At 53.3% G+C, this 18778-nt stretch carries 19 protein-coding genes; 11 read left to right on the forward strand and 8 right to left on the reverse strand.

What is annotated here, in order from left to right:
* Nucleotides 1-47 precede the first annotated feature (47 nt).
* The 3 genes from TA5113_RS04155 to TA5113_RS04165 all read left to right on the forward strand — a co-directional run bounded on the left by TA5113_RS04155 (nucleotide 48) and on the right by TA5113_RS04165 (nucleotide 2736).
* Nucleotides 48-326 (forward strand): hypothetical protein, encoded by a 279-nt coding sequence (locus TA5113_RS04155; RefSeq protein ID WP_245627095.1) that lies wholly within the window; start codon nucleotides 48-50, stop codon nucleotides 324-326.
* A complete protein-coding gene (locus TA5113_RS04160; protein WP_058313440.1) occupies nucleotides 298-1002 on the forward strand; it encodes a winged helix-turn-helix domain-containing protein in 705 nt (234 codons plus the stop codon). Before TA5113_RS04155 ends, TA5113_RS04160 begins: the two co-directional genes overlap by 29 nt.
* Before the next feature lie 69 nt (nucleotides 1003-1071).
* Nucleotides 1072-2736 (forward strand): putative glycosyltransferase family protein, encoded by a 1665-nt coding sequence (locus TA5113_RS04165; protein ID WP_058313441.1) that lies wholly within the window; start codon nucleotides 1072-1074, stop codon nucleotides 2734-2736.
* A gap of 36 nt (nucleotides 2737-2772) precedes the next feature.
* On the opposite strand, the gene arfB is transcribed toward TA5113_RS04165, so the two are convergent.
* The 5 genes from arfB to TA5113_RS04190 all read right to left on the reverse strand — a co-directional run bounded on the left by arfB (nucleotide 2773) and on the right by TA5113_RS04190 (nucleotide 7338).
* The gene (gene arfB / locus TA5113_RS04170; protein WP_058313442.1) at nucleotides 2773-3192 is read right to left on the reverse strand and encodes an alternative ribosome rescue aminoacyl-tRNA hydrolase ArfB; all 420 of its coding nucleotides are present in this window, start codon (nucleotides 3190-3192) and stop codon (nucleotides 2773-2775) included.
* A gap of 367 nt (nucleotides 3193-3559) precedes the next feature.
* Nucleotides 3560-4450, reverse strand: a complete 891-nt coding sequence (locus tag TA5113_RS04175; protein WP_058313443.1) for an esterase-like activity of phytase family protein — start codon at nucleotides 4448-4450, stop codon at nucleotides 3560-3562.
* Nucleotides 4423-5238 (reverse strand): penicillin-insensitive murein endopeptidase, encoded by an 816-nt coding sequence (gene mepA / locus TA5113_RS04180; RefSeq protein ID WP_245627103.1) that lies wholly within the window; start codon nucleotides 5236-5238, stop codon nucleotides 4423-4425. Before mepA ends, TA5113_RS04175 begins: the two co-directional genes overlap by 28 nt.
* An 80-nt stretch (nucleotides 5239-5318) precedes the next feature.
* Entirely contained in the window at nucleotides 5319-6707 is a 1389-nt protein-coding gene (locus TA5113_RS04185; RefSeq protein ID WP_058313445.1) for an MFS transporter, read from the reverse strand.
* Between the two features lie 94 nt (nucleotides 6708-6801).
* On the reverse strand, nucleotides 6802-7338 hold the full coding sequence (locus TA5113_RS04190; RefSeq protein WP_058313446.1) for an acyl-CoA thioesterase: 537 nt from the start codon (nucleotides 7336-7338) through the stop codon (nucleotides 6802-6804).
* Nucleotides 7339-7468: 130 nt separating this feature from the next.
* On the opposite strand from TA5113_RS04190, the gene TA5113_RS04195 reads away from it, so the two are divergent.
* The 3 genes from TA5113_RS04195 (at nucleotide 7469) to yaaA (ending at nucleotide 10675) form a co-directional block, all read left to right on the forward strand.
* Nucleotides 7469-7750, forward strand: a complete 282-nt coding sequence (locus TA5113_RS04195; RefSeq protein WP_058313769.1) for a YggT family protein — start codon at nucleotides 7469-7471, stop codon at nucleotides 7748-7750.
* A 77-nt stretch (nucleotides 7751-7827) separates the two neighbouring features.
* The gene (gene recQ / locus TA5113_RS04200) at nucleotides 7828-9867 is read left to right on the forward strand and encodes a DNA helicase RecQ (RefSeq protein WP_058313447.1); all 2040 of its coding nucleotides are present in this window, start codon (nucleotides 7828-7830) and stop codon (nucleotides 9865-9867) included.
* A gap of 31 nt (nucleotides 9868-9898) precedes the next feature.
* Nucleotides 9899-10675: a peroxide stress protein YaaA gene (gene yaaA / locus TA5113_RS04205; protein ID WP_058313448.1), complete on the forward strand. Its 777-nt coding sequence runs from the start codon at nucleotides 9899-9901 to the stop codon at nucleotides 10673-10675.
* On the opposite strand, the gene TA5113_RS04210 is transcribed toward yaaA, so the two are convergent.
* Nucleotides 10676-11851 carry an acetyl-CoA C-acyltransferase family protein gene (locus TA5113_RS04210; RefSeq protein ID WP_058313770.1) on the reverse strand — a complete coding sequence of 392 codons (1176 nt, stop codon included), beginning with the start codon at nucleotides 11849-11851 and terminating at the stop codon, nucleotides 10676-10678. It abuts the gene before it with no gap.
* A gap of 120 nt (nucleotides 11852-11971) precedes the next feature.
* Between TA5113_RS04210 and TA5113_RS04215 the strand changes: the two genes are divergently transcribed.
* The 5 genes from TA5113_RS04215 (at nucleotide 11972) to TA5113_RS04235 (ending at nucleotide 16415) form a co-directional block, all read left to right on the forward strand.
* Nucleotides 11972-12535 carry a helix-turn-helix domain-containing protein gene (locus tag TA5113_RS04215; RefSeq protein ID WP_058313449.1) on the forward strand — a complete coding sequence of 188 codons (564 nt, stop codon included), beginning with the start codon at nucleotides 11972-11974 and terminating at the stop codon, nucleotides 12533-12535.
* A 394-nt stretch (nucleotides 12536-12929) separates the two neighbouring features.
* Entirely contained in the window at nucleotides 12930-14117 is a 1188-nt protein-coding gene (locus TA5113_RS04220) for a glycine C-acetyltransferase (protein WP_058313450.1), read from the forward strand.
* A gap of 26 nt (nucleotides 14118-14143) precedes the next feature.
* Nucleotides 14144-15172, forward strand: coding sequence for an L-threonine 3-dehydrogenase (tdh, locus tag TA5113_RS04225; protein WP_058313771.1), 1029 nt, complete (start codon nucleotides 14144-14146; stop codon nucleotides 15170-15172).
* A gap of 389 nt (nucleotides 15173-15561) precedes the next feature.
* Nucleotides 15562-16014 (forward strand): DUF4760 domain-containing protein, encoded by a 453-nt coding sequence (locus tag TA5113_RS04230; protein ID WP_058313451.1) that lies wholly within the window; start codon nucleotides 15562-15564, stop codon nucleotides 16012-16014.
* A complete protein-coding gene (locus TA5113_RS04235) occupies nucleotides 16011-16415 on the forward strand; it encodes a gamma-glutamylcyclotransferase family protein (protein WP_058313452.1) in 405 nt (134 codons plus the stop codon). The genes TA5113_RS04230 and TA5113_RS04235 overlap by 4 nt, the downstream gene beginning before the upstream one ends.
* On the opposite strand, the gene TA5113_RS04240 is transcribed toward TA5113_RS04235, so the two are convergent.
* Together TA5113_RS04240 and serA are read right to left on the reverse strand one after the other, a co-directional pair.
* Nucleotides 16416-17039 carry a hypothetical protein gene (locus tag TA5113_RS04240; protein WP_058313453.1) on the reverse strand — a complete coding sequence of 208 codons (624 nt, stop codon included), beginning with the start codon at nucleotides 17037-17039 and terminating at the stop codon, nucleotides 16416-16418.
* Between the two features lie 99 nt (nucleotides 17040-17138).
* A complete protein-coding gene (serA, locus tag TA5113_RS04245) occupies nucleotides 17139-18734 on the reverse strand; it encodes a phosphoglycerate dehydrogenase (protein ID WP_058313454.1) in 1596 nt (531 codons plus the stop codon).
* Between the last annotated feature and the right edge of the window lie 44 nt (nucleotides 18735-18778).

Below are 18778 nucleotides of genomic sequence, written 5' to 3' on the forward strand. Positions count from 1 at the left end.
TGAATATCTCGCCAATTCACAGCAGAGTGATCGACATGAGAAAAACCATGATCATAACGCTTTCCGCGCTTTGCCTGAGCCTTGCCGCACCGGCTATGGCTCAAGATTGCTATGCGGATTACAAAGCCAAACAGAACGATCCGTTGCGACTGCATTACGGCGTGTCCCAGATTGACGGGGCGTGCAGCAAAGCAAACGCGCAAACTCAAATCTCTTCACGTCTCAGCCGGGACGGTTGGGTTTTGCTAAATGTTCTGTCAGTCTTTGACGCATCCGGACTTGAAGGAAAGAAAGCTGATGCAGGAGCATACTACCTCCGCTATTGAGGCCCGCCAGATCGGCAGCCGCGTGGTCACGCTTGGCATCATCGCCATCGTGGCCATTTTGCTTGGGGCGGGCGCCTTGCTTCTTCTCACCCTGCCCGATGCCAACGCGTTTAATGCACGGGTCGAGCAGTTGTTCGTGGAAAATGATGACCTGACCAAACAGGCGGAACTCAAACTGCTTGAGATCATCGCGCAGTCTGGCACCAACTTCGCGGAAATCCTGGCGAGCTATCGCATGGTGATTTTTGTGTTGTTGATCTTTGCCACTGGCATGATGATCGCAGCGCTCGTGTTCCTTGTGATGCTCATCACCATGAACCGTCGCATGGCGCAGATTGAACGCTCGGGCATCCAAGTGAATTCGCTTCTGATCAGCCGGGATGAGAAGAAGGTCTACCTCAACAATATGGGCTTCAAGCTCACCGATGCGGCGATGGAGACGCTTTCGGTCCTCGCAGAAGCGCGGATGGACGATGAGGTGCTGACCGGGGTTGCGATTGAAGCAGTCATATCAGGCCGCACAGAAGCGGATTGCGAAGAAGCTGCCGGGGCAACCCGGATCAAACGGCTGCGGGACAGTCTGGGCAACCAGATGGTCAGCGAGCTATTGGTCAAAAACATCGCGAGGCGCGGTTACATGTTGGGGATCGATAAAGACGTGATCCGGGTGCTTTGACAGTCTAATGGTAGAGCAAACCAAATAGTCAGCTTGAGCAATAATCATCAATTTTCCTGAGGGACTAACTTGGTCGTCCGATTTACAGCTTTTCTGGTTTTATTGACAGTTTTGATTGGCTTGTTCGCGGTAGGCCTACCAAACGGCCATAGCGCAAGTTTCAATTATCCTTGGGCGCAGGAATATATCAACACATTTGATTGGAATAACCCACTTCCCAGACACCTTCCTGGCCTCTGGAGAAATCAGGGCGGGTACGATTTCTTTTTCTATGCCCCTCTTCCATTTTGGCTGATTGCATCGTCTATAGATCCTATTTGCCAATCTTGTTCAATCGAAACAAAAATCGTTGCTGGCAATGTCATATTTTGGCTTTTAGGTAGCTATTTTTGTTATCAATTCTTAGCTAGATTTGTGCACACCTCAGGCGCAGTAATCGGTGCAACTGTCTATTCTGTACTGCCTTATCATCTGATTATCGATTGGTTCATCCGGCAGGCCATAGGTGAATTTTGTGCATATGCTTTCATTCCTCTAGCCGCTTATGGTTTTGAGGAGATAAGAACCAATGGCCGCCGAAAATACCTATTTTCCATAGGAGTTGCCGGCCTGGTATTATGCCATCTCCCCACGGCCTTCCTTGCCGCACATTTTGTACTTGTTGCAGCTGTGATATCCGCATTCGATTCCAGCGAAAATGGAAGTCCTTATCGCTCCTTTATTATAACCTTATTTAAGTGGGGCTCCATTGGGCTGCTAATTTCAGCTTTTTATTGGCTACCCGCGGTTGCGCTAAGGAAACTTGTGTCAATCGAACAGCTATACACATTATACTTTCACGCCGAGAACTGGTTATTCGGTGGTAAGTTCGACCAGCCGAATTCAAACTTCATGGTTCAAATCGTTGCTTGCATCGCCGTATCTTTGCCACTTCTCCTAATTGGTTCATTCGCTTCTAAGGGCTCATTACGGATTTGGATAATCGCGCCGGCGACGATTGTAATTTTTCTCAATTCTGAGGCATCTGAATTGCTTTGGAGAAACTGGGAAATTCGTAAGGTTCAATTTCCGTTCAGATCATTAGTATTCTTGGACTTTGCAGTCGCGCTGGCAACCGGTGCAATTTTTGCTTTGGCCCGCCCTATAGTAAAATTCACGTCGCTCCTTCTCGTCACAGGCGCGGTCTTCTTGGTTTGGTCGGCGGTACACGCTACGAATAAGAACGCATGGCGAGGATTTGACGCTGGTAGCACTACAATCGGCGCGGTCGAATACTTGAGCCCTGAAACGCTGGCAGCACTTTCGACGCAAGTTGAACCGCCGTTCGTAGCCTTCTCTCAGCGAATGAAAATGGACGAGGTAATCGCATCAAACCAAAGTCAAATCCACATCAATAGTGTGGGCCAATATTATATCGACGCGACGGCGCGGAAAATAACAGTCCAGCCGCTCATCGATAATGAAAAATTACAGTTGCCGATCCAATATTGGTCGCTTTGGTCGGGGTATCTTGAAGATGGCAATTATATCAAAGTTGTACCCAACAAGCTTTATGGCACGATAGACTTAATGCCGCCCGAAGGTGGCTTCCAAGGAAGGGTTATTCATTTGACGCTCAAACTGCATTGGAGCGAGAAAGTCGGAATGATACTAAGCATTTCGACAATTTTTGTCTTGTTACTGGTCTATCTTAGAAGCTGGATCCATAACCGCACTATCACAGGAACGAACTAAGAAATCCGAGACGGTATAAATCCAAGCATTTTGGTTTTATTCGTCCCGAACCTTCCCCCTCAACGCCTTCACCTCGCCGCGCTCTTTTTTCGCCTTCAACCGCCGTTGCTTACTGCCATAAGTTGGCTTGGTCGCAATCCGTCGTTTCGGCTTCACCAGCGCTTTGGAAATCAACTCCGCCAACCGTTCCCGCGCCAATTCGCGGTTTCTGGCTTGGCTGCGAGTCTCATCACATTGAATGATCAACGCGCCCTCTTTGGTCCAACGCCGCCCCGCCAGTCGCCGCAATCGGTTCTTCACGGGACCCGGCAAATTGGGCGAGCGTTCCGCCTCAAACCTTAGCTCCACTGCCGTGGACACCTTATTCACATTCTGCCCGCCCGGCCCCGAGGCGCGCACGAACTGTTCGGTCAGTTCCCAGTCCTGAATGGTTATGGCGTCGTTGATCACAATCATGGGCGTAAAATGCAGGGTTTTCGGACAAACGAAAAGGGCTGTTCCACGCGTGGGAACAGCCCTTCGAGATTTGAGGAGGTGCGCCGGTTAGGCGATCACCAATTTGGGTTTTCCACCAGCCAAGGGCTGCCCTAGCTGCAGTCCTCCCAAACTGTTCCGACACCGTTCTCCATTCCTTCTCTAGACAATGGGCACCTCCTTTCAATGATTTCGCGTACCTTCAGCCTGCCACAGATTTTGGAGATGTCAAAACAAAATCATGTGGTTTTTTGTGAAGCTTTCGCAAAATGCTGCGGGGGGCCACAATATTAACCACCGCTTAAGATCCGCTTCACAAAGCGGTGACATTGGAGGCGGTTAAGTTCGGTTATGATGCGGTTGGCACCACGTATTCGACAATTTCGGTGCGTTGATAGAACAGAAAGTTGTCGTCGGAAATCATCGTCAGCCGGATCATGCCTTCAGGATCTCGCCACACGGCAAGCCCTTCCAAATTGTCATGTGTGCCGGTGCTGGTGAGCAAAAGGACCTCCTCGCCAGAAACCTCTGATCCTGACAGATCAAACCGCCGCACGCGTGTACGAAACCCGATGCCATTGAACTTGCGCTCCAGCAGATAGAACTGGCCGTCAGGACCAAAATCCGCGCCGACTGGCCTGAAACCGTTCCGCTCTGGCAAGGTAAAGGCTTGCACCCAGCGCCCCTTTGAAAACCGATAAAGTGGAAGGTCGGTCCATGCGTCCGTTGGGGTCTCTGCGAGTGTGTAGAGATTGTTGTCCTGATCGATGGCCAGGGCTTCTAAGGAGCCGTTAGTTTCCATCTTCTCAAAATCAACATGGCGCTTCAGGCTAACCCCGCGGTCACCGGGCTGGCGATAGGCAAAGACTTGATGGCGGCCTTCAAAGGAAATGAACAGCCGTCCATCTGGATGAATGGCCAGCCCTTCGGTGTCGCGATCAAAGTGCTGTTTGATCAGCCCATTTTTGTCCTGCACGTCGTCATGAGATGCGGTTTTGATGACGCTAATCTTATTGTCCTGCCGCAGGAACGTGCCTTGCACCAAAGTGCCACTATCAGTGAGAGCCGTAAAACCTGCCCCATCCGCGGCGACTTCAATGGCAGAAAACCCACCGAACCAGTCTTCTTTTTGGTCCCACTTCACCGCTGACACGAATTGCGCCGCGCCCTTTGGCGTCGCGCTCACATGCCATGTCAGAAAGAGGATCGCTGCTAGCGCGACTGCAATACGGTAATGCATTGGTTGGGTAGATCCGCCATGGTGAGTTCCCGCCTCGGCTTTGGCTTTGGCGCATTTGGGTCTCTAGGCTTTGGTGGTGGGGGGTTCAAGATGTCCCTCACCCATTGTTCGGCGGATTCACACCCATCGCCTGCGGGCGGTGGGGCTTGGTTCACGCAACCCGGCGCATTCTCGGGGCAGCTCAGGCGCACATGGAAATGGTAATGGTGTCCCCACCATGGGCGGATTTTGCGCAGGTAGGCGCGGTCGCCCTTTTCATCTTTGCACATTTGAACCTTTGCGCCCGGAAACACGAAAATTCGTGCCGTGCGTCGGTCTTGGGCAGCGGCTTTGATGATCTCGTGATGTTGCTTCGTCCAATCGCTGTTCACATAGGCCCCGTTGGCGCGCCGCATACTGATCGAGCTGATGAACTCGCGGTCTTTCTCAGAAAGCGAAAGCGTTTTCGGCGGGCGCATCCAGATATCCACGTCCATCCCGATCTGATGACTGCGGTGCCCGGTCAGCATCGGCCCTCCACGAGGTTGGCTGATGTCGCCTACATAAAGTCCTTTCCAACCGGGTTGCTGTGCCGCTTTCGCAGATAGCTTTTTGATGAAATCGATGGTTTCAGGGTGGCCCCAGTTCCGGTTGCGCGACAGACGCATGGCCTGCCAGGTCGGGCCGGTTTCTGGTAACATCACACCGCCACCAAAGCACCCTTTGGCATAGCTGCCATATGGCGCTGGAGCTTGCGGGGATCCTTGAGCCTTTGCCCCAAAAAGCTGCTTGGCCTCCACACCTTGCATTGAGGTCGGAATGGCTTGTCGCGTGACTGTCTGGCTGGTGTCCGTATCAGACCGACAGCCCAACAGGGCCGCGGTAATACCTAAGACTGCGAGGATACGTCCCATTCTGCTCGGTCCCCCTCTGGTTTCACCCAGCGTAGCAGAAACAAACCCAAAAGGAAGAGGAGGATCAGCGGCGAGATGCCAATGCGCGCACTCTCAGTAATCGCCGTCACGGCGCCAATCGATGCAGGGGCAAGAAATGCCGTGGCGCGACCGGACAGGCCATAGAGACCAAAGCTCTCGGTCGCGCTGGCCGGATCGGCGTGCCGTACCATTAATGACCGGCTGGCTGATTGAAGGATGCCGCCCATGCCGCCGATCAGAACACCACAGCAGTAGAACATGATGTCAGGGACGTTTGAGCCTTCTGCCAATGGCATCCCATAGAACTGTGTGCGGTCCATGCCAACAACCAAGAGACAGACGAAAATCAAAACCCAAATCGCGAAGATGATGACAGGCTTCGGTCCAAATCGGAAATCCGCTTTGCCGCCAAGCCAACTAAACAAAGTTGCCGCGATAATGCTGATAATGCCAAAAACGCCAATCTGTGGAACGGTCCAATCTAGTACGAGGACTGCATATGTGCCGCCGAACCCATACAGTCCACCCAACGCGTCCCTGTAAAACATGGAAGACCCCAAATAGGTCGCTAAAGAGACCCGTTTGCCTAAGGCCCGAACAGACCCAGAGAGGTTTTTTAATGCCTGCGTTACGCTCAGGCGCCCTGCTTTTGAAGCTTCGTCCCGCATCCACATGAAATAGGGCACCATGAAGATCGCAAACCAAAAGGCCGTCAACGGACCAATCGCGCGCGTTCCTTCCCGCTCAGAGGCAGCCAAACCAAAGACCGGATCGATACCCAATATGGTTTTTCCATCACCTTGCTCGACAAAAAGCAAAAGCCCGATCACCAGGCAGACAAAACCGCCCAGATAACCAAAAGCAAACCCCGATCCAGAAATCTTGCCGACTTCTTGGTCGTCTCCAAGGCTAGGTAACTGGGCATTAATAAAGATCAGCGCGAACTCGGCTCCAATGAACCCAACTGCAAAGAACACTAAGATTTGCGTCAAGTTTGATCCGTCAGGCAGCGCAAACCACAAGCCAGTAGCGCCGATTACATACATCGCCGAGAACAAGATGATCCAAGGCAGCCGTCGCCCAGTCGTGTCCGCTAATGCACCCAAAATCGGTGCCGATAAACCAATCGTCAGACCTGCAATCGCCAACATCGTGGACCACATGGTCTGCGCATGCGCTTTTGCCGCGCCTTCCGCGGCCCCGCTCGTCATAAACGCGTCAGCTGCAATACCCACGATGTAGGGGCCAAAAATGAAGGTCAAAAGCAGCGTATGATAAGGCTGGCTCGCCCAATCAAAAAAGAACCACCCCCAAATGCGGCGCTTGGATGATATTGCAGTCATTTCTGTCCCCCAGACCGATATGCTGACTTAGGCAGCGATCATGAGTTCGTGCAAGCATTTCCTCTTAAGTCTTAGACATTTGTCATACTGGACATCACGTCTTTACAGGCGGCCAAGGCCGCGTTTCTTCTGCCTTCAACCAGTGCGTGACCCATTCCGGCGGTTCCGGAGAGGGATCGGTGTTGCCAATCTTTGCCATCACCTTGTCTGGCGCAACGATGCCCGACCTGTCTGTTACCGCCGTGCGAAAAACCGCATGGTTTGCGCACTCGCCGTTCTTCTTCCAGATTGTCTGGTCCATGTAGAAAAACTTGTCGTCCCAGAACAGGCCACGACTGCGCATTTCAAATTTTTCAAACGGGCGAATGCGGCGGCGATAGCGTACCACGCTACCTGCAACGGTAATTCCCCAGCGCTCGGACTTGAGTACATCCATCACACCCAACCGCGCCGTCATCGGAATTCGTCCTAAGTCGTACATCGTAAGTGTGCGCCCGTTATTGAGCTCCATCCACATATCAATGTCTTGTGGCCAGCACCTGTGTTCGGAAACATGGGTATCAAACAAGCCCATGCGGGGCATCGATTTCGCACGATGCAAACCCCAGAACATTCTTAAAAATGGATACACGGGCAATCTCCTTTGTCCCAAGGAGATCTGCCCCACACACCCCTTCGTCAATATTGACCGCGCGGCACCTTGTGATTTACCGCCGTGACGCTTAACTGTTTGGGCACGTGAGACAACAGGAGTGATCATCGTGGCCGCAATTGGTGCCCTATTTATGCTTGTGCTGAACGCAGCATTCTTCATCATGCTGATCCACATCATCATGAGCTGGTTGATCAACTTCAATGTGCTGAACTTGCATCAGCAGTTCGTAGCGCAGATTTGGTACGGGCTGAACCGCCTGCTTGAGCCAATCTACCGCCCGGTGCGTAACATCCTGCCAAACACCGGCCCGCTCGATCTCGCGCCATTGGTGGTCTTTATCCTGATCATCTGGCTGCGCGATTTTGTTGTCCCAATGGTGTTTTTCTAAGCCCATTAACCTTGCTGCAAGTGGCGGTATGTGATTCATTTCCTGTTAAAGAGCAGATCTCATAACAGGACGTTTTCATGGCCGCCGCATCGCTGTTGCGCGACATCTTTGGGTTTGACGGGTTTCGCCCGGGCCAAGAAGATATCGTGAATGCTGTGGCCGCTGGCGAGAACGTGCTGGCGATCATGCCAACGGGCGGCGGTAAGTCGCTTTGCTATCAACTCCCTGCCTTAATGCTTGATGGGATCACGGTGGTCATCTCTCCGTTGATTGCCTTAATGCGTGATCAAGTGCGCGCGTTGCGCGAAGCGGGTGTTGAGGCTGGTGCGCTTACTTCAGGGAATACCGATGAGGAAACAGAAGAGGTTTGGGAGGCCATTGAACAGGGCCGATTGAAGCTTCTTTATATGGCACCCGAACGGCTCGCCTCTGGAGCGGCGCTTGGCATGTTACGCCGCATTGGCGTGTCATTGATCGCTGTCGATGAGGCGCATTGTGTCAGCCAATGGGGCCACGATTTCCGTCCCGATTACCTCCGCATTGGTGAATTGCGCCGCTCTCTTAACGTTCCTCTTGCAGCCTTCACTGCAACCGCAGACGCAGAGACGCGCGATGAGATCGTTCAGCGGCTGTTTGACGGTGAAGCGCCCCAGAATTTCTTACATGGGTTTGATCGTCCGAACATTCACCTCGCCTTTGCTGCCAAAGACAGTCCGCGCAAACAAATCCTCGACTTTGCGGCGGCGCGCAAAACCCAATCGGGCATTGTCTATTGTGGCACACGCGCAAAGACGGAGGCGCTTGCCAAAGCGCTGAGGGATGAGGGTCACAATGTGCTGCATTACCATGGCGGTATGGACCCCGAAGATCGACGTTTCGTGGAGACCCGTTTCCAACGCGAAGACGGTCTGATCGTCGTGGCAACGGTGGCCTTCGGAATGGGGATCGACAAGCCGGATATTCGCTGGGTTGCCCATGCGGATCTGCCGAAATCCATCGAGTCTTACTATCAAGAAATCGGCCGCGCGGGCCGCGATGGAGCGCCTGCCGAAACGTTGACATTGTTCGGTCCCGAAGACATTCGCCTGCGTCGATCACAAATCGACGAAGGACTTGCGCCGCCGGAACGCCGCGCCGCGGATCACGCGCGCCTCAATTCGCTTCTTGGGCTTGCCGAAGCGCTTCATTGTCGCCGCGCAACTCTGCTCAAATACTTCGGCGAGACCAGCTGCGAGACCTGTGGGAATTGTGATCTCTGCGACACCCCGCCGGAAATCTTTGACGGAACCGAAGCCGTCCGCAAGGCCCTGTCCGCGATCCTGCGCACCGGGGAATGGTTCGGCACCGGCCACTTGATCGACGTTCTGCTTGGCAATGACACCGAGCGGATGCGCCAGAAAGGTCACGACAGCCTGCCAACCTTTGGCGTTGGTCAGGAATATGACAAACGCCAATGGCAAGCAGTATTCCGGCAGATGATGGGGCACGATTTGATCCGCCCCGACCCGGAACGCCACGGGGCCCTGCGCATGACGGACGATGCCTTGCCAATCTTGCGCGGCGAAGCATCGATCGACTTACGCAAAGACAGCATCCGCAAGGCCACCCGCCGTCCGGCAGTGAAGGCGCTGGTGAATGAAGAGGATGCGCCGCTTTTATCAGCGCTGAAAGCCAAACGCCGTGCTTTGGCGGAAGCCGCAAAGGTCCCTGCCTATGTCATCTTCAATGATCGTACTTTGATTGAGATGGCAGAGACGCGTCCCACAAATCTGGATGACATGGCCCGTGTTGGTGGCGTAGGCGCGAAAAAGCTTGAGCGATACGGCGATGATTTCCTTTCGGTAATCAATGGGGAAGCTGAAGCCCTGCATCCAAGTCGACGCAAGCTTGCAGGTCGAAAGGCCGCCGGTCTCTATGACCAACTGCTTGAAGCGCAAGCAGGTCTCGCTCGGGGGCCACAGGGTATCGACAAGCCGCTGACCTGTTCCGCATCGATGATTGCCAAGGTCGCAGAAATGCGGCCGAGCGATGAGGGCGCCATGCAAAGACTGCTCGGTGACAAGCGCGCGGAGCGGTTTGGTTCGGCTTTTCTGGACGTCTTGCAAAGTGCGGACTAGATAACGCGGAACAAGAGGTGAAGGAGCAGAAATGTTAGTTGTCGTTTCCCCAGCAAAACGTCTGGATTGGGACCCTGTGGCTCAAGACACCACCACGCCCGCTTTGCATGATGAAGCCGAAAAACTGGTGAAGACAACGCGCAATCTAACTCTCGGCGATTTGCAGAAACTGATGCATCTCAGCCCTGATCTGGCAAAGCTCAACCGGGATCGCTTCAAGGCGTTTGAAATGGAGCCAGACGATTTCGCAACCCGCCCGGCCATGTATGCCTTTGCAGGTGACACTTATGTAGGCTTGGAGGCAAAGACGCTCGATCCGGAAGAGATCACTTGGGCACAAGACCACTTGCGCATTCTTTCAGGTCTTTATGGCGTTCTCCGTCCCCTCGACGCGATCCAACCCTACCGTTTGGAAATGGGCAGCCGTTTGAAAACACGCCGGGGTAAGAACCTCTACGAATTCTGGCGTGATGAGCTTTCTAAAAACCTCAACGCCCAAGCCGAAGACCTTGGTACGGACACGCTCGTAAATTGCGCCTCTCAAGAATATTTCGGCGCGGTCGATCCCACGGCGCTAAAGCTACGTGTCATCACGCCTGTCTTTATGGAACTTAAAAACGGTAAGCCGAAAATCGTCAGTTTCTTCGCCAAGAAAGCCCGTGGAAGCATGGCACGGTTTATGATTCAGAAGCGGATCACCGAGGCCGAAAACCTGAAAGACTTCGACCTTGGCGGATACGCCTACCAACCGGATATGAGCGAGGGCGACAAATGGGTCTTCTTGCGGGACTACCCAGAAACAAAGTGATCAGCAGGTCTCGATCGCAATCGCGATGCCTTGGCCGCCACCGATGCACATGGTGATCAAGGCTTTGCCACCGCCGATCCGCTCAAGCTCATAAAGCGCTTTAACGGTTATGATTGCACCGGTTGCCCCAACCGGATGGCCCAAGGCAATTGCACCGCCATTTGGGTTCACCTTCGAAGGGTCCAGTCCCAGCTCTTTGTTCACCGCAATCGCTTGCGCCGCGAAGGCTTCGTTTGACTCGACAACATCGAAGTCACCTACGCTCAATCCGGTCTTCTCCAACAGGTTTTGCACCGCGGGAACCGGTCCGATCCCCATCACCTCTGGGCGCACACCGGCATGGGCGTAACCAAGCACACGGGCTTTGGGTTTCAAACCCGCTTTTTCGGCAGCGTCTTCGCGCGCTAAAACCAGCGCTGCCGCGCCATCGTTGATACCTGACGCATTACCGGCTGTGACGCGACCATCTTTCTTAAAGACAGCTCGAAGCCCAGCAAGAGACTCTGCGGTTGAGGCCGTCGGATGTTCGTCCGTGTCAAATGCCACCATCTCACGACGCTTTTTCACCTCAACCGGCACGATCTGATCCTTGAAATACCCAGCCTCAATTGCGCGGGCTGCGCGTTCTTGGCTTTCCAACGCAAAGGCATCCATGTCTTCGCGGCTGACATCATGTTCTTCCGCCACATTTTCCGCTGTGATGCCCATATGGCCGGTGCCAAAAGGACAGTTCAATGCCCCCAGCATCATATCCAACGTGCGGATGTCGCCCATCTTCGCGCCCCAACGCTGATCGGGAATGATGTGCGGCGAGCGGCTCATGTTTTCGGCCCCACCGGCCAATGCAAAGTCTGCATCGCCTAACATCAAGGACTGCGTCGCCGACACAATTGCCTGCAAGCCCGATCCACAAAGGCGGTTCACATTCATGGCCGGTGTTTCTTTTGAAAGCCCGGCTTGCATGGATGCAACGCGAGACAGGTACATGTCACGAGGCTCTGTATTAATGACGTGACCGAACACCGAATGCCCGATCTTATCTGCGGAAACACCAGACCGCTCAATCGCAGCTTTTGCCGCTACAGTGCCCAAATCGATTGGCGTTACCCCTGCCAAGCTGCCGCCAAAGGTGCCAATCGCGGTCCGCGCGCCGTCCAAAATGACAATCCCAGTCATGTGATCCTCCTGCATGTCAGATGATGCTTTGCCCCTAAGGCTCGCAGCTTTGACGAAAATATCAAAGGCTGACGCCACGGCGAGTTGACAGGACGTAACGAAAGGGGCAGGTCATTGGGCATGAATACGGACAATGAAATTCTCAACCTGCTTCCTGCACGCCTCAAAGAAGCGCGACGCGCTCAAGGCCTGTCTTTGGATGCGGTTGCGAAACTGTCCGGTGTCTCTCGTTCGATGGTCAGTCAGATCGAACGGGGTGAAAGCAGCCCAACCATCGCGACACTTTGGAACCTAACCCGCGCCTTGCAGGTGGATTTTGCCGGTCTTTTGGAAGACGGCGAAGTCACCGATAGGGTCGAGGTGCTGCGGGCCGCAAACACACCTTCAATCGAAAACCGCGGCGAAGGCTGTAACATCCGCATTCTTTCTCCGCCGGAAGACGCGGGCCACCACGAGCTGTATGACTTGCGCTTCGTGCGCGATGGACAACTGGAGAGCAATGCGCATACCCGCGGCACACGAGAGCATCTGACGGTGATTGAGGGCCGCGTGCGAGTCGTTTCCGGCAACGCGACTGAAGAAGTTCATGCTGGCGACACAGCGCGCTATGCAGCGGATGTGCCACATCGCATCGAAGCGATAAGCGGCCCCGCGCGCGCGCTTCTGGTTGTTCAGAACGCTTAACTTCTCACGAGAACTCCAATTCCTTTCCTGAGCGCTCCGCAGCAGCGATGCCGGACCATGTGCACAATTGTGTGCTAAAAACGCACCCCAAAACCCTCTAACTTGTTGATAGAAGTATACTTTTGTGTGCCGCTTAACTTGTTTCCGATAGGAAATTTTGGCGCTTATAGTGGAGGATTTGCCGTTTCATAATTCCGAATGTCGCGAACACGCAAAGAAACCGTCGTTTCCTCAGTATGAAAAAAGGATCTGCGATCCGCATAGTCTGTGAAACACCGCCGAATTTCCAGTATTGCGGATTTTTTCTGCAATTATGGATTTCCCATATTTAGGAAATCTGTCCTTTATGGTAGATTTAGATGGAACCGCTTTTTTGAGGACCTAGGAGAAGCACATGTCTGACCGTTTCATCGCCCATATCAACGCCACTTTGGATGACATCGAATCTGAGGGATTGATGAAGCGCGAACGAATGATCACCTCCCCTCAGGCAGGGGAAATTTCGGTCGGTGACCGCGATGTGATTAACCTTTGCGCCAATAACTACCTTGGCTTGGCGGATCACCCTGACCTGATCAAAGCCGCCAAAGACGCGATGGACCCAAAGGGGTTCGGGATGGCATCCGTGCGCTTCATTTGCGGCACTCAAGACATTCACCGTGAGTTGGAGCAACGGCTCGCAAAATTTCTTGGTAAGGATGACAGCATCCTGTTTGCAGCATGTTTTGACGCCAATGGGGGTTTATTTGAGCCACTGCTTGGCCCAGAAGATGCGATTGTCTCGGACAGCCTGAACCACGCCTCAATCATTGACGGCATCCGTCTTTGTAAGGCCCAGCGCTATCGCTACGCGAACAATGACATGGCGGATCTTGAAGCGAAATTGAAGGAAGCCCGCGATGCAGGTGCGCGCCACATTATGGTTGCCACAGATGGTGTCTTCTCCATGGATGGCTACCTCGCGAACCTACCAGAGATCACCCGTATCGCTAAAGAATACGACGCGTTGGTGATGGTAGACGATTGCCACGCGACCGGCTTCATGGGGCCAAACGGCGCGGGAACGCCGGACCATTTCAGGGTCGACGTGGACATTCTCACTGGCACCCTTGGAAAGGCGCTTGGCGGCGCGATTGGGGGCTATATTGCAGGGCCTCAGCCCGTGATTGACCTGCTGCGCCAAAGGGCGCGTCCGTATCTCTTTTCGAATTCTCTGCCGCCGTCCATCGTGATGGCTGGCCTGGAAGCGATCCGCCTTGTCGAAGCGGGCGCTGGCTTGCGCAAGCAGCTGTTTGAAAACGCAGCATACTGGCGTGCGGGCCTTTCTGAATTGGGTTTTGAGCTTCTTGAAGGCGACCATCCAATCATACCGGTCATGCTTGGAGACGCGAAACTCGCCCAAGCCATGGCCGCCAAGCTCTTTGAAGAAGGCGTCTATGTGTCCGGCTTCTTCTTCCCCGTTGTGCCCCGCGGACAAGCGCGCATTCGCACCCAGATGAATGCCGCTCTCACCAAGGACGAACTCGACCGTGCCCTCGCTGCCTTTGGCAAAGTGGGCAGAGACATAGGAGTGATCTCATGAATGCACATTTCGCACGCCCCAACCAAATGAGCGCGTTGGAGAAATCCCGCCCAGAAGAAGGGTTGTGGATGGTTGAAGCCCCTATTCCCGAGATCGCCGACAACGAAGTCCTAATTCGCGTCAACAAGACCGGGATTTGCGGGACGGACATTCATATCTGGAACTGGGATGACTGGGCCTCGGCGACCGTCCCAACACCGATGATTACCGGCCACGAATTTGCCGGCGAAATCGTCGAAGTCGGCAAGAACGTCAGCGGTCTGGAAATAGGCCAGCGCTGTTCCGGAGAAGGGCATCTGATCGAATATGACAGCCGCCAAAGCCGGTCCGGAAAATTCCACCTAGATCCAGGTACGCGTGGCGTCGGCGTAAACGTTCAAGGTGCGTTTGCACAATATGTCAAACTGCCAGCATTCAACGTAGTGCCTTTGCCTGACAATATCCCCGATGAAATCGGCGCGATTTTGGATCCGCTTGGCAACGCCGTGCACACGGCACTTAGCTTTGACCTGCTCGGCGAAGACGTTCTGATCACCGGCGCCGGTCCCATCGGAATTATGGCGGCCGCAGTGGCCAGACATGCGGGCGCCCGCAACGTGGTCATCACCGACATAAACCCAGATCGCTTGAAGCTTGCAGAACATGTTGTCCCAAATGTGCGCCCTGTTGATGTGACCAAGGAAGACTTGGGGGACGTCATCCCAGAACTTGGAATGAACCAAGGCTTTGACGTTGGCATGGAAATGTCCGGTAGCCAACAAGCATTGGATCAAATGGTCGAAGCCTCCGTCATGGGCGGCAAGATCGCGCTGCTAGGCATTCCTCCTGGAAAATCTCCGGTGGACTGGAGCCGGATCGTCTTCAAAGCCATCACCATCAAAGGCGTCTACGGCCGCGAGATGTTTGAGACTTGGTACAAGATGATCGCAATGCTGCAAAACGGACTGGATGTGAGCAAGGTCATCACCCACGAGTTTCATGTCAGCGAATTTAAGGAAGGATTTAAGGCCATGCGCTCTGGCAAATCCGGAAAAGTGGTCTTGGACTGGCGCTAAAAACAAATGCGGCGGGCTAAGCCCGCCGTATTTTTGTGTTCAGTAGTTGAACTTTTTAAACAACGTGGAATCTCCGAACCCGCTAATCAAACGGATAACGCTTGGAGTTTGCTCTTTCTGAGCGGATACAAATTTCTCGAACGCGCCGGAAACTTGAATGTCTGTCTTCATTTGACGTGCTTTCTGCATGTGTCACCTGTGCTTCTACACGCCCCCACCAAAGGAACCTGTTCGGCCAGCTGGTGCAAAAGCTTGCGCCAATTGCGGCGTAAAACGGGATGATTGGTTAAAGCCAGGTTAAACAATTCCCGCCGCATGATGCCGTTTGACTTTGATCGGTTAGCCCGTCTTTCTAAACCAAAGCATCACTCAGCTTAGAGGTTTCAGACTTGGACACGCTTGCAACACTGCTACCCTTCATTCAGCCCGTCGCTATTACCCTTGGCGGATTGTTTGCGCTTTGGACCTATTGGGGAGAATCCAAACGCCGACGTAGCGAATGGATGTACCGCCTTTATTCTCAGTTCTACGAAAGCGATCGCTTTAAATATATGCGAAGGATCATCGATTACCGTCCCGCTGATGAAATCGCAAAACTGAAGGCCGACGTTGAAACCGATGAAGGTAGCGATGACCACGAGGCGCTGGCTGATTATTTAAATTTCTTTGAATTTATTGCCATCCAGCGGAGCTATGGAAACATCAAAACACACGAAATTTTGGATATGTTCGAGTATTACCTGCGCCGTATGAAAGAGCAGAACTATCTGATGGCCTATATTCAGAATTACGGCTACGAGCACCTTGAAAGCTTATTGAAAGACGTAAAGGACAAACCTTGAAAGCGTGTCTAAACGTGTTCGTCTATGGAACCTTGCTGCGCGGGCAGCAAAACACACTTGCAATCCGCTTAGCAAACGAAGCCGAATTTCTCGGCGAGGCGGTGTGCCCCGGTAAGCTTTTCAAGATCGATTGGTATCCAGGTTTGGTTCCCAGCTCAGACGGTTCATTGGTGCATGGCGATCTCTTCGCTCTTCCTCCGAATACGGAACTGTGGACCGCGCTGGATGCTTATGAAGGCGTCGGGGAAGGTTTTGACAAACCTTATGAGTATGAGCGCGCGCTTGCAAAAGTCATGCTTGGCACTCAAGAGACCGAGGCTTGGGTTTATTTCTATAATTGGGACGTTTCCGGCAAACCTTTGATCAAGTCTGGCAGGTTTGCCCAAGAAAACGCGCCTTAATCAATTCACAAAAATAAGTATGAATATGCCAATGAAGAACAGCGTGTTACGAACGGTTTCTTCGCGCTTTGGGATATCCATTGATTTATAGATCGGTAACGCGGTCAAAAACTGGAACCCAAGCGCCGCGCCGAGGCTTGAAGAAACGATGCCTGACACCGTCAGAAAGAACGCTCCCGCTGCAAGGCCGAGATTGATCAGCGTGGACCGCAGCGCGCTTTCATCCAAAGGCATTCCTGCAGAGGCTTCTCTTTTCTGAGAAACCACGTATAGGCCCCATAGGCCTCCCACAAAGATCAGAACAATCAGAGCGCCATCAGGTGTAATACTGCCCGCCAAGACCAGAACAACCGCCAACCCGACTGTGAAGCCATTGAAGATGCCAATCACCGGTAGAAACAATGGATGCGTGCTGAAGGTCGCGTTCAAACGATCTTGATGCCACATGGCGATGCCAACCAAGAATGCGTAGATCACCCAGGTCCCAAGGTTTCCAACGTGGCGATCTTCTGGTGGCACCCAACCGAAATTGTTGATGTAGACCGCAAATGGCAGCAGCAAAAGCGGCGCGATACGGAAGAACCAATGAGGGGCGTGAAACAGGATTTGGTTATAGAACGACATCACTAAAAAGTACTTTGCAAACACTCACTCGTATCTCATCCATAGAACGAAAAAAGCCGCCCGAGAAGGGCGGCCTTTCTAAGATTTTGAAGATAGAACTTAAACGTCGAACACCAGTGGTTTCACCTGCTTGAACAGACCTGTCTCAATCAGCTTCTGGCGGATCGGTGCTGGCACCTCTTCATCCACATAAAGCAGAGCAATCGCGCCGCCGCCCACTTCGGAACGACCCAAAGTAAAGTTCGCGATGTTCACGCCGTTTTCGCCCATGGTCTGACCCAAAGTACCGATGATACCCGGTACGTCTTCGTTGGTGGTGTAGAGCATGTGCGCTCCAACTTCGGCGTCGATATTGATGCCTTTGATCTGGATGAAACGCGGCTTGCCGTCAGAGAAGACCGTCCCGGCCACGGAGCGCTCCATATCATCAGTGACAACCGTCACTTTGATGTATCCGTCAAAGGAACCAGACTTGTCTTGGTTGGTGGTGGAGATCTGAATGCCACGTTCTTTCGCGATCACCGGTGCAGAGACCATGTTCACGTCAGGGTTGGCCTTTTTCATGATGCCAGAGATCACAGAGCAGTTCAGCGCCTCAAGGTTCATTTCAGCAACAACACCATCATAAAGGATGTTGATTGCTTTTATCGGCTCGTCGGTCATCTGACCTGCGAAGGCACCCAGGTGATCGGCCAGCTTGATCCAAGGACCCATGACTTTCGCTTCTTCTGCGGTCACGGATGGCATGTTCAGCGCGTTCTCTACCGCACCTGTCAGCAGATAGTTGGACATCTGCTCGGCAACTTGCAGCGCTACGTTTTCTTGCGCTTCCGTTGTCGCCGCGCCCAAGTGAGGGGTACAAACGACGTTTGGCAGGTTGAACAGCGGGTTCTCTTTCGCAGGCTCTTCTGCAAATACGTCAAACGCCGCGCCGGCTACGTGGCCAGACTTCAACAGTTCTGCCAATGCCGCTTCATCGACCAGACCACCGCGGGCACAGTTGATGATACGAACGCCTTTTTTGGTCTTCGCAAGGTTCTCTGCAGACAGGATGTTTTCAGTCACACCTGCGATGAATGGGACGTGCAGCGTGATAAAGTCGGCACGACCCAGCAGGTCATCCAGTTCGACTTTCTCGACACCCATTTTGTCGGCTTTTTCTTCCGACAGGAATGGATCATACGCGATGACTTTCATTTTCAGACCGCGCGCACGGTCGCAGACGATGCCGCCGATGTTACCTGCACCAATCACGCCAAGCGTTTTGTTGGTCAGCTCAACACCCATGAACTTGGATTTTTCCCATTTGCCCGCATGAGTGGACTCAGACGCTTCTGGAATTTGACGCGCAACCGCGAACATCATCGCAATCGCATGTTCCGCCGTGGTGATCATGTTGCCGAAAGGTGTGTTCATCACGATCACACCTTTTTTGCTTGCCGCTTCCTTGTCGACGTTGTCGGTCCCGATACCTGCACGACCAACAACTTTCAGGTTGGTTGCCGCTTCTAAGATAGTCGGAGTGACTTTGGTCGCGGAACGGATCGCAAGACCGTCATATTGGCCAACCAGTTCAGCCAGCTTTTCTTTGTCTTTGCCGAGGTCCGGCATGAAATCCACGTCGATGCCGCGGTCGCGGAAGATTTGAACGGCGGTTTCAGACAGTTTGTCAGATACGAGTACTTTAGGGGCCATGGGTTTGGTCCTTTGTTGTGTCGGGTTGCCGGGCTGAAGCCCGG

Source organism: Cognatishimia activa (genome assembly GCF_001458335.1).
In the GTDB taxonomy this organism is placed as follows: Bacteria; Pseudomonadota; Alphaproteobacteria; order Rhodobacterales; family Rhodobacteraceae; genus Cognatishimia; species Cognatishimia activa.

What these genes read in the sequence shown, in the direction of transcription:
- mepA (WP_245627103.1), bottom strand. Translation starts at nt 5,238, where the DNA reads ATGCAAGGTGTGGAGGCCAAGCAGCTTTTTGGGGCAAAGGCTCAAGGA.
- recQ (WP_058313447.1), top strand. Translation starts at nt 7,828, where the DNA reads ATGGCCGCCGCATCGCTGTTGCGCGACATCTTTGGGTTTGACGGGTTT.
- TA5113_RS04160 (WP_058313440.1), top strand. Translation starts at nt 298, where the DNA reads ATGCAGGAGCATACTACCTCCGCTATTGAGGCCCGCCAGATCGGCAGC.
- TA5113_RS04175 (WP_058313443.1), bottom strand. Translation starts at nt 4,450, where the DNA reads ATGCATTACCGTATTGCAGTCGCGCTAGCAGCGATCCTCTTTCTGACA.
- yaaA (WP_058313448.1), top strand. Translation starts at nt 9,899, where the DNA reads ATGTTAGTTGTCGTTTCCCCAGCAAAACGTCTGGATTGGGACCCTGTG.
- TA5113_RS04210 (WP_058313770.1), bottom strand. Translation starts at nt 11,851, where the DNA reads ATGACTGGGATTGTCATTTTGGACGGCGCGCGGACCGCGATTGGCACC.
- TA5113_RS04220 (WP_058313450.1), top strand. Translation starts at nt 12,930, where the DNA reads ATGTCTGACCGTTTCATCGCCCATATCAACGCCACTTTGGATGACATC.
- tdh (WP_058313771.1), top strand. Translation starts at nt 14,144, where the DNA reads ATGAGCGCGTTGGAGAAATCCCGCCCAGAAGAAGGGTTGTGGATGGTT.
- serA (WP_058313454.1), bottom strand. Translation starts at nt 18,734, where the DNA reads ATGGCCCCTAAAGTACTCGTATCTGACAAACTGTCTGAAACCGCCGTT.
- TA5113_RS04215 (WP_058313449.1), top strand. Translation starts at nt 11,972, where the DNA reads ATGAATACGGACAATGAAATTCTCAACCTGCTTCCTGCACGCCTCAAA.
- TA5113_RS04155 (WP_245627095.1), top strand. Translation starts at nt 48, where the DNA reads ATGATCATAACGCTTTCCGCGCTTTGCCTGAGCCTTGCCGCACCGGCT.
- arfB (WP_058313442.1), bottom strand. Translation starts at nt 3,192, where the DNA reads ATGATTGTGATCAACGACGCCATAACCATTCAGGACTGGGAACTGACC.
- TA5113_RS04185 (WP_058313445.1), bottom strand. Translation starts at nt 6,707, where the DNA reads ATGACTGCAATATCATCCAAGCGCCGCATTTGGGGGTGGTTCTTTTTT.
- TA5113_RS04240 (WP_058313453.1), bottom strand. Translation starts at nt 17,039, where the DNA reads ATGTCGTTCTATAACCAAATCCTGTTTCACGCCCCTCATTGGTTCTTC.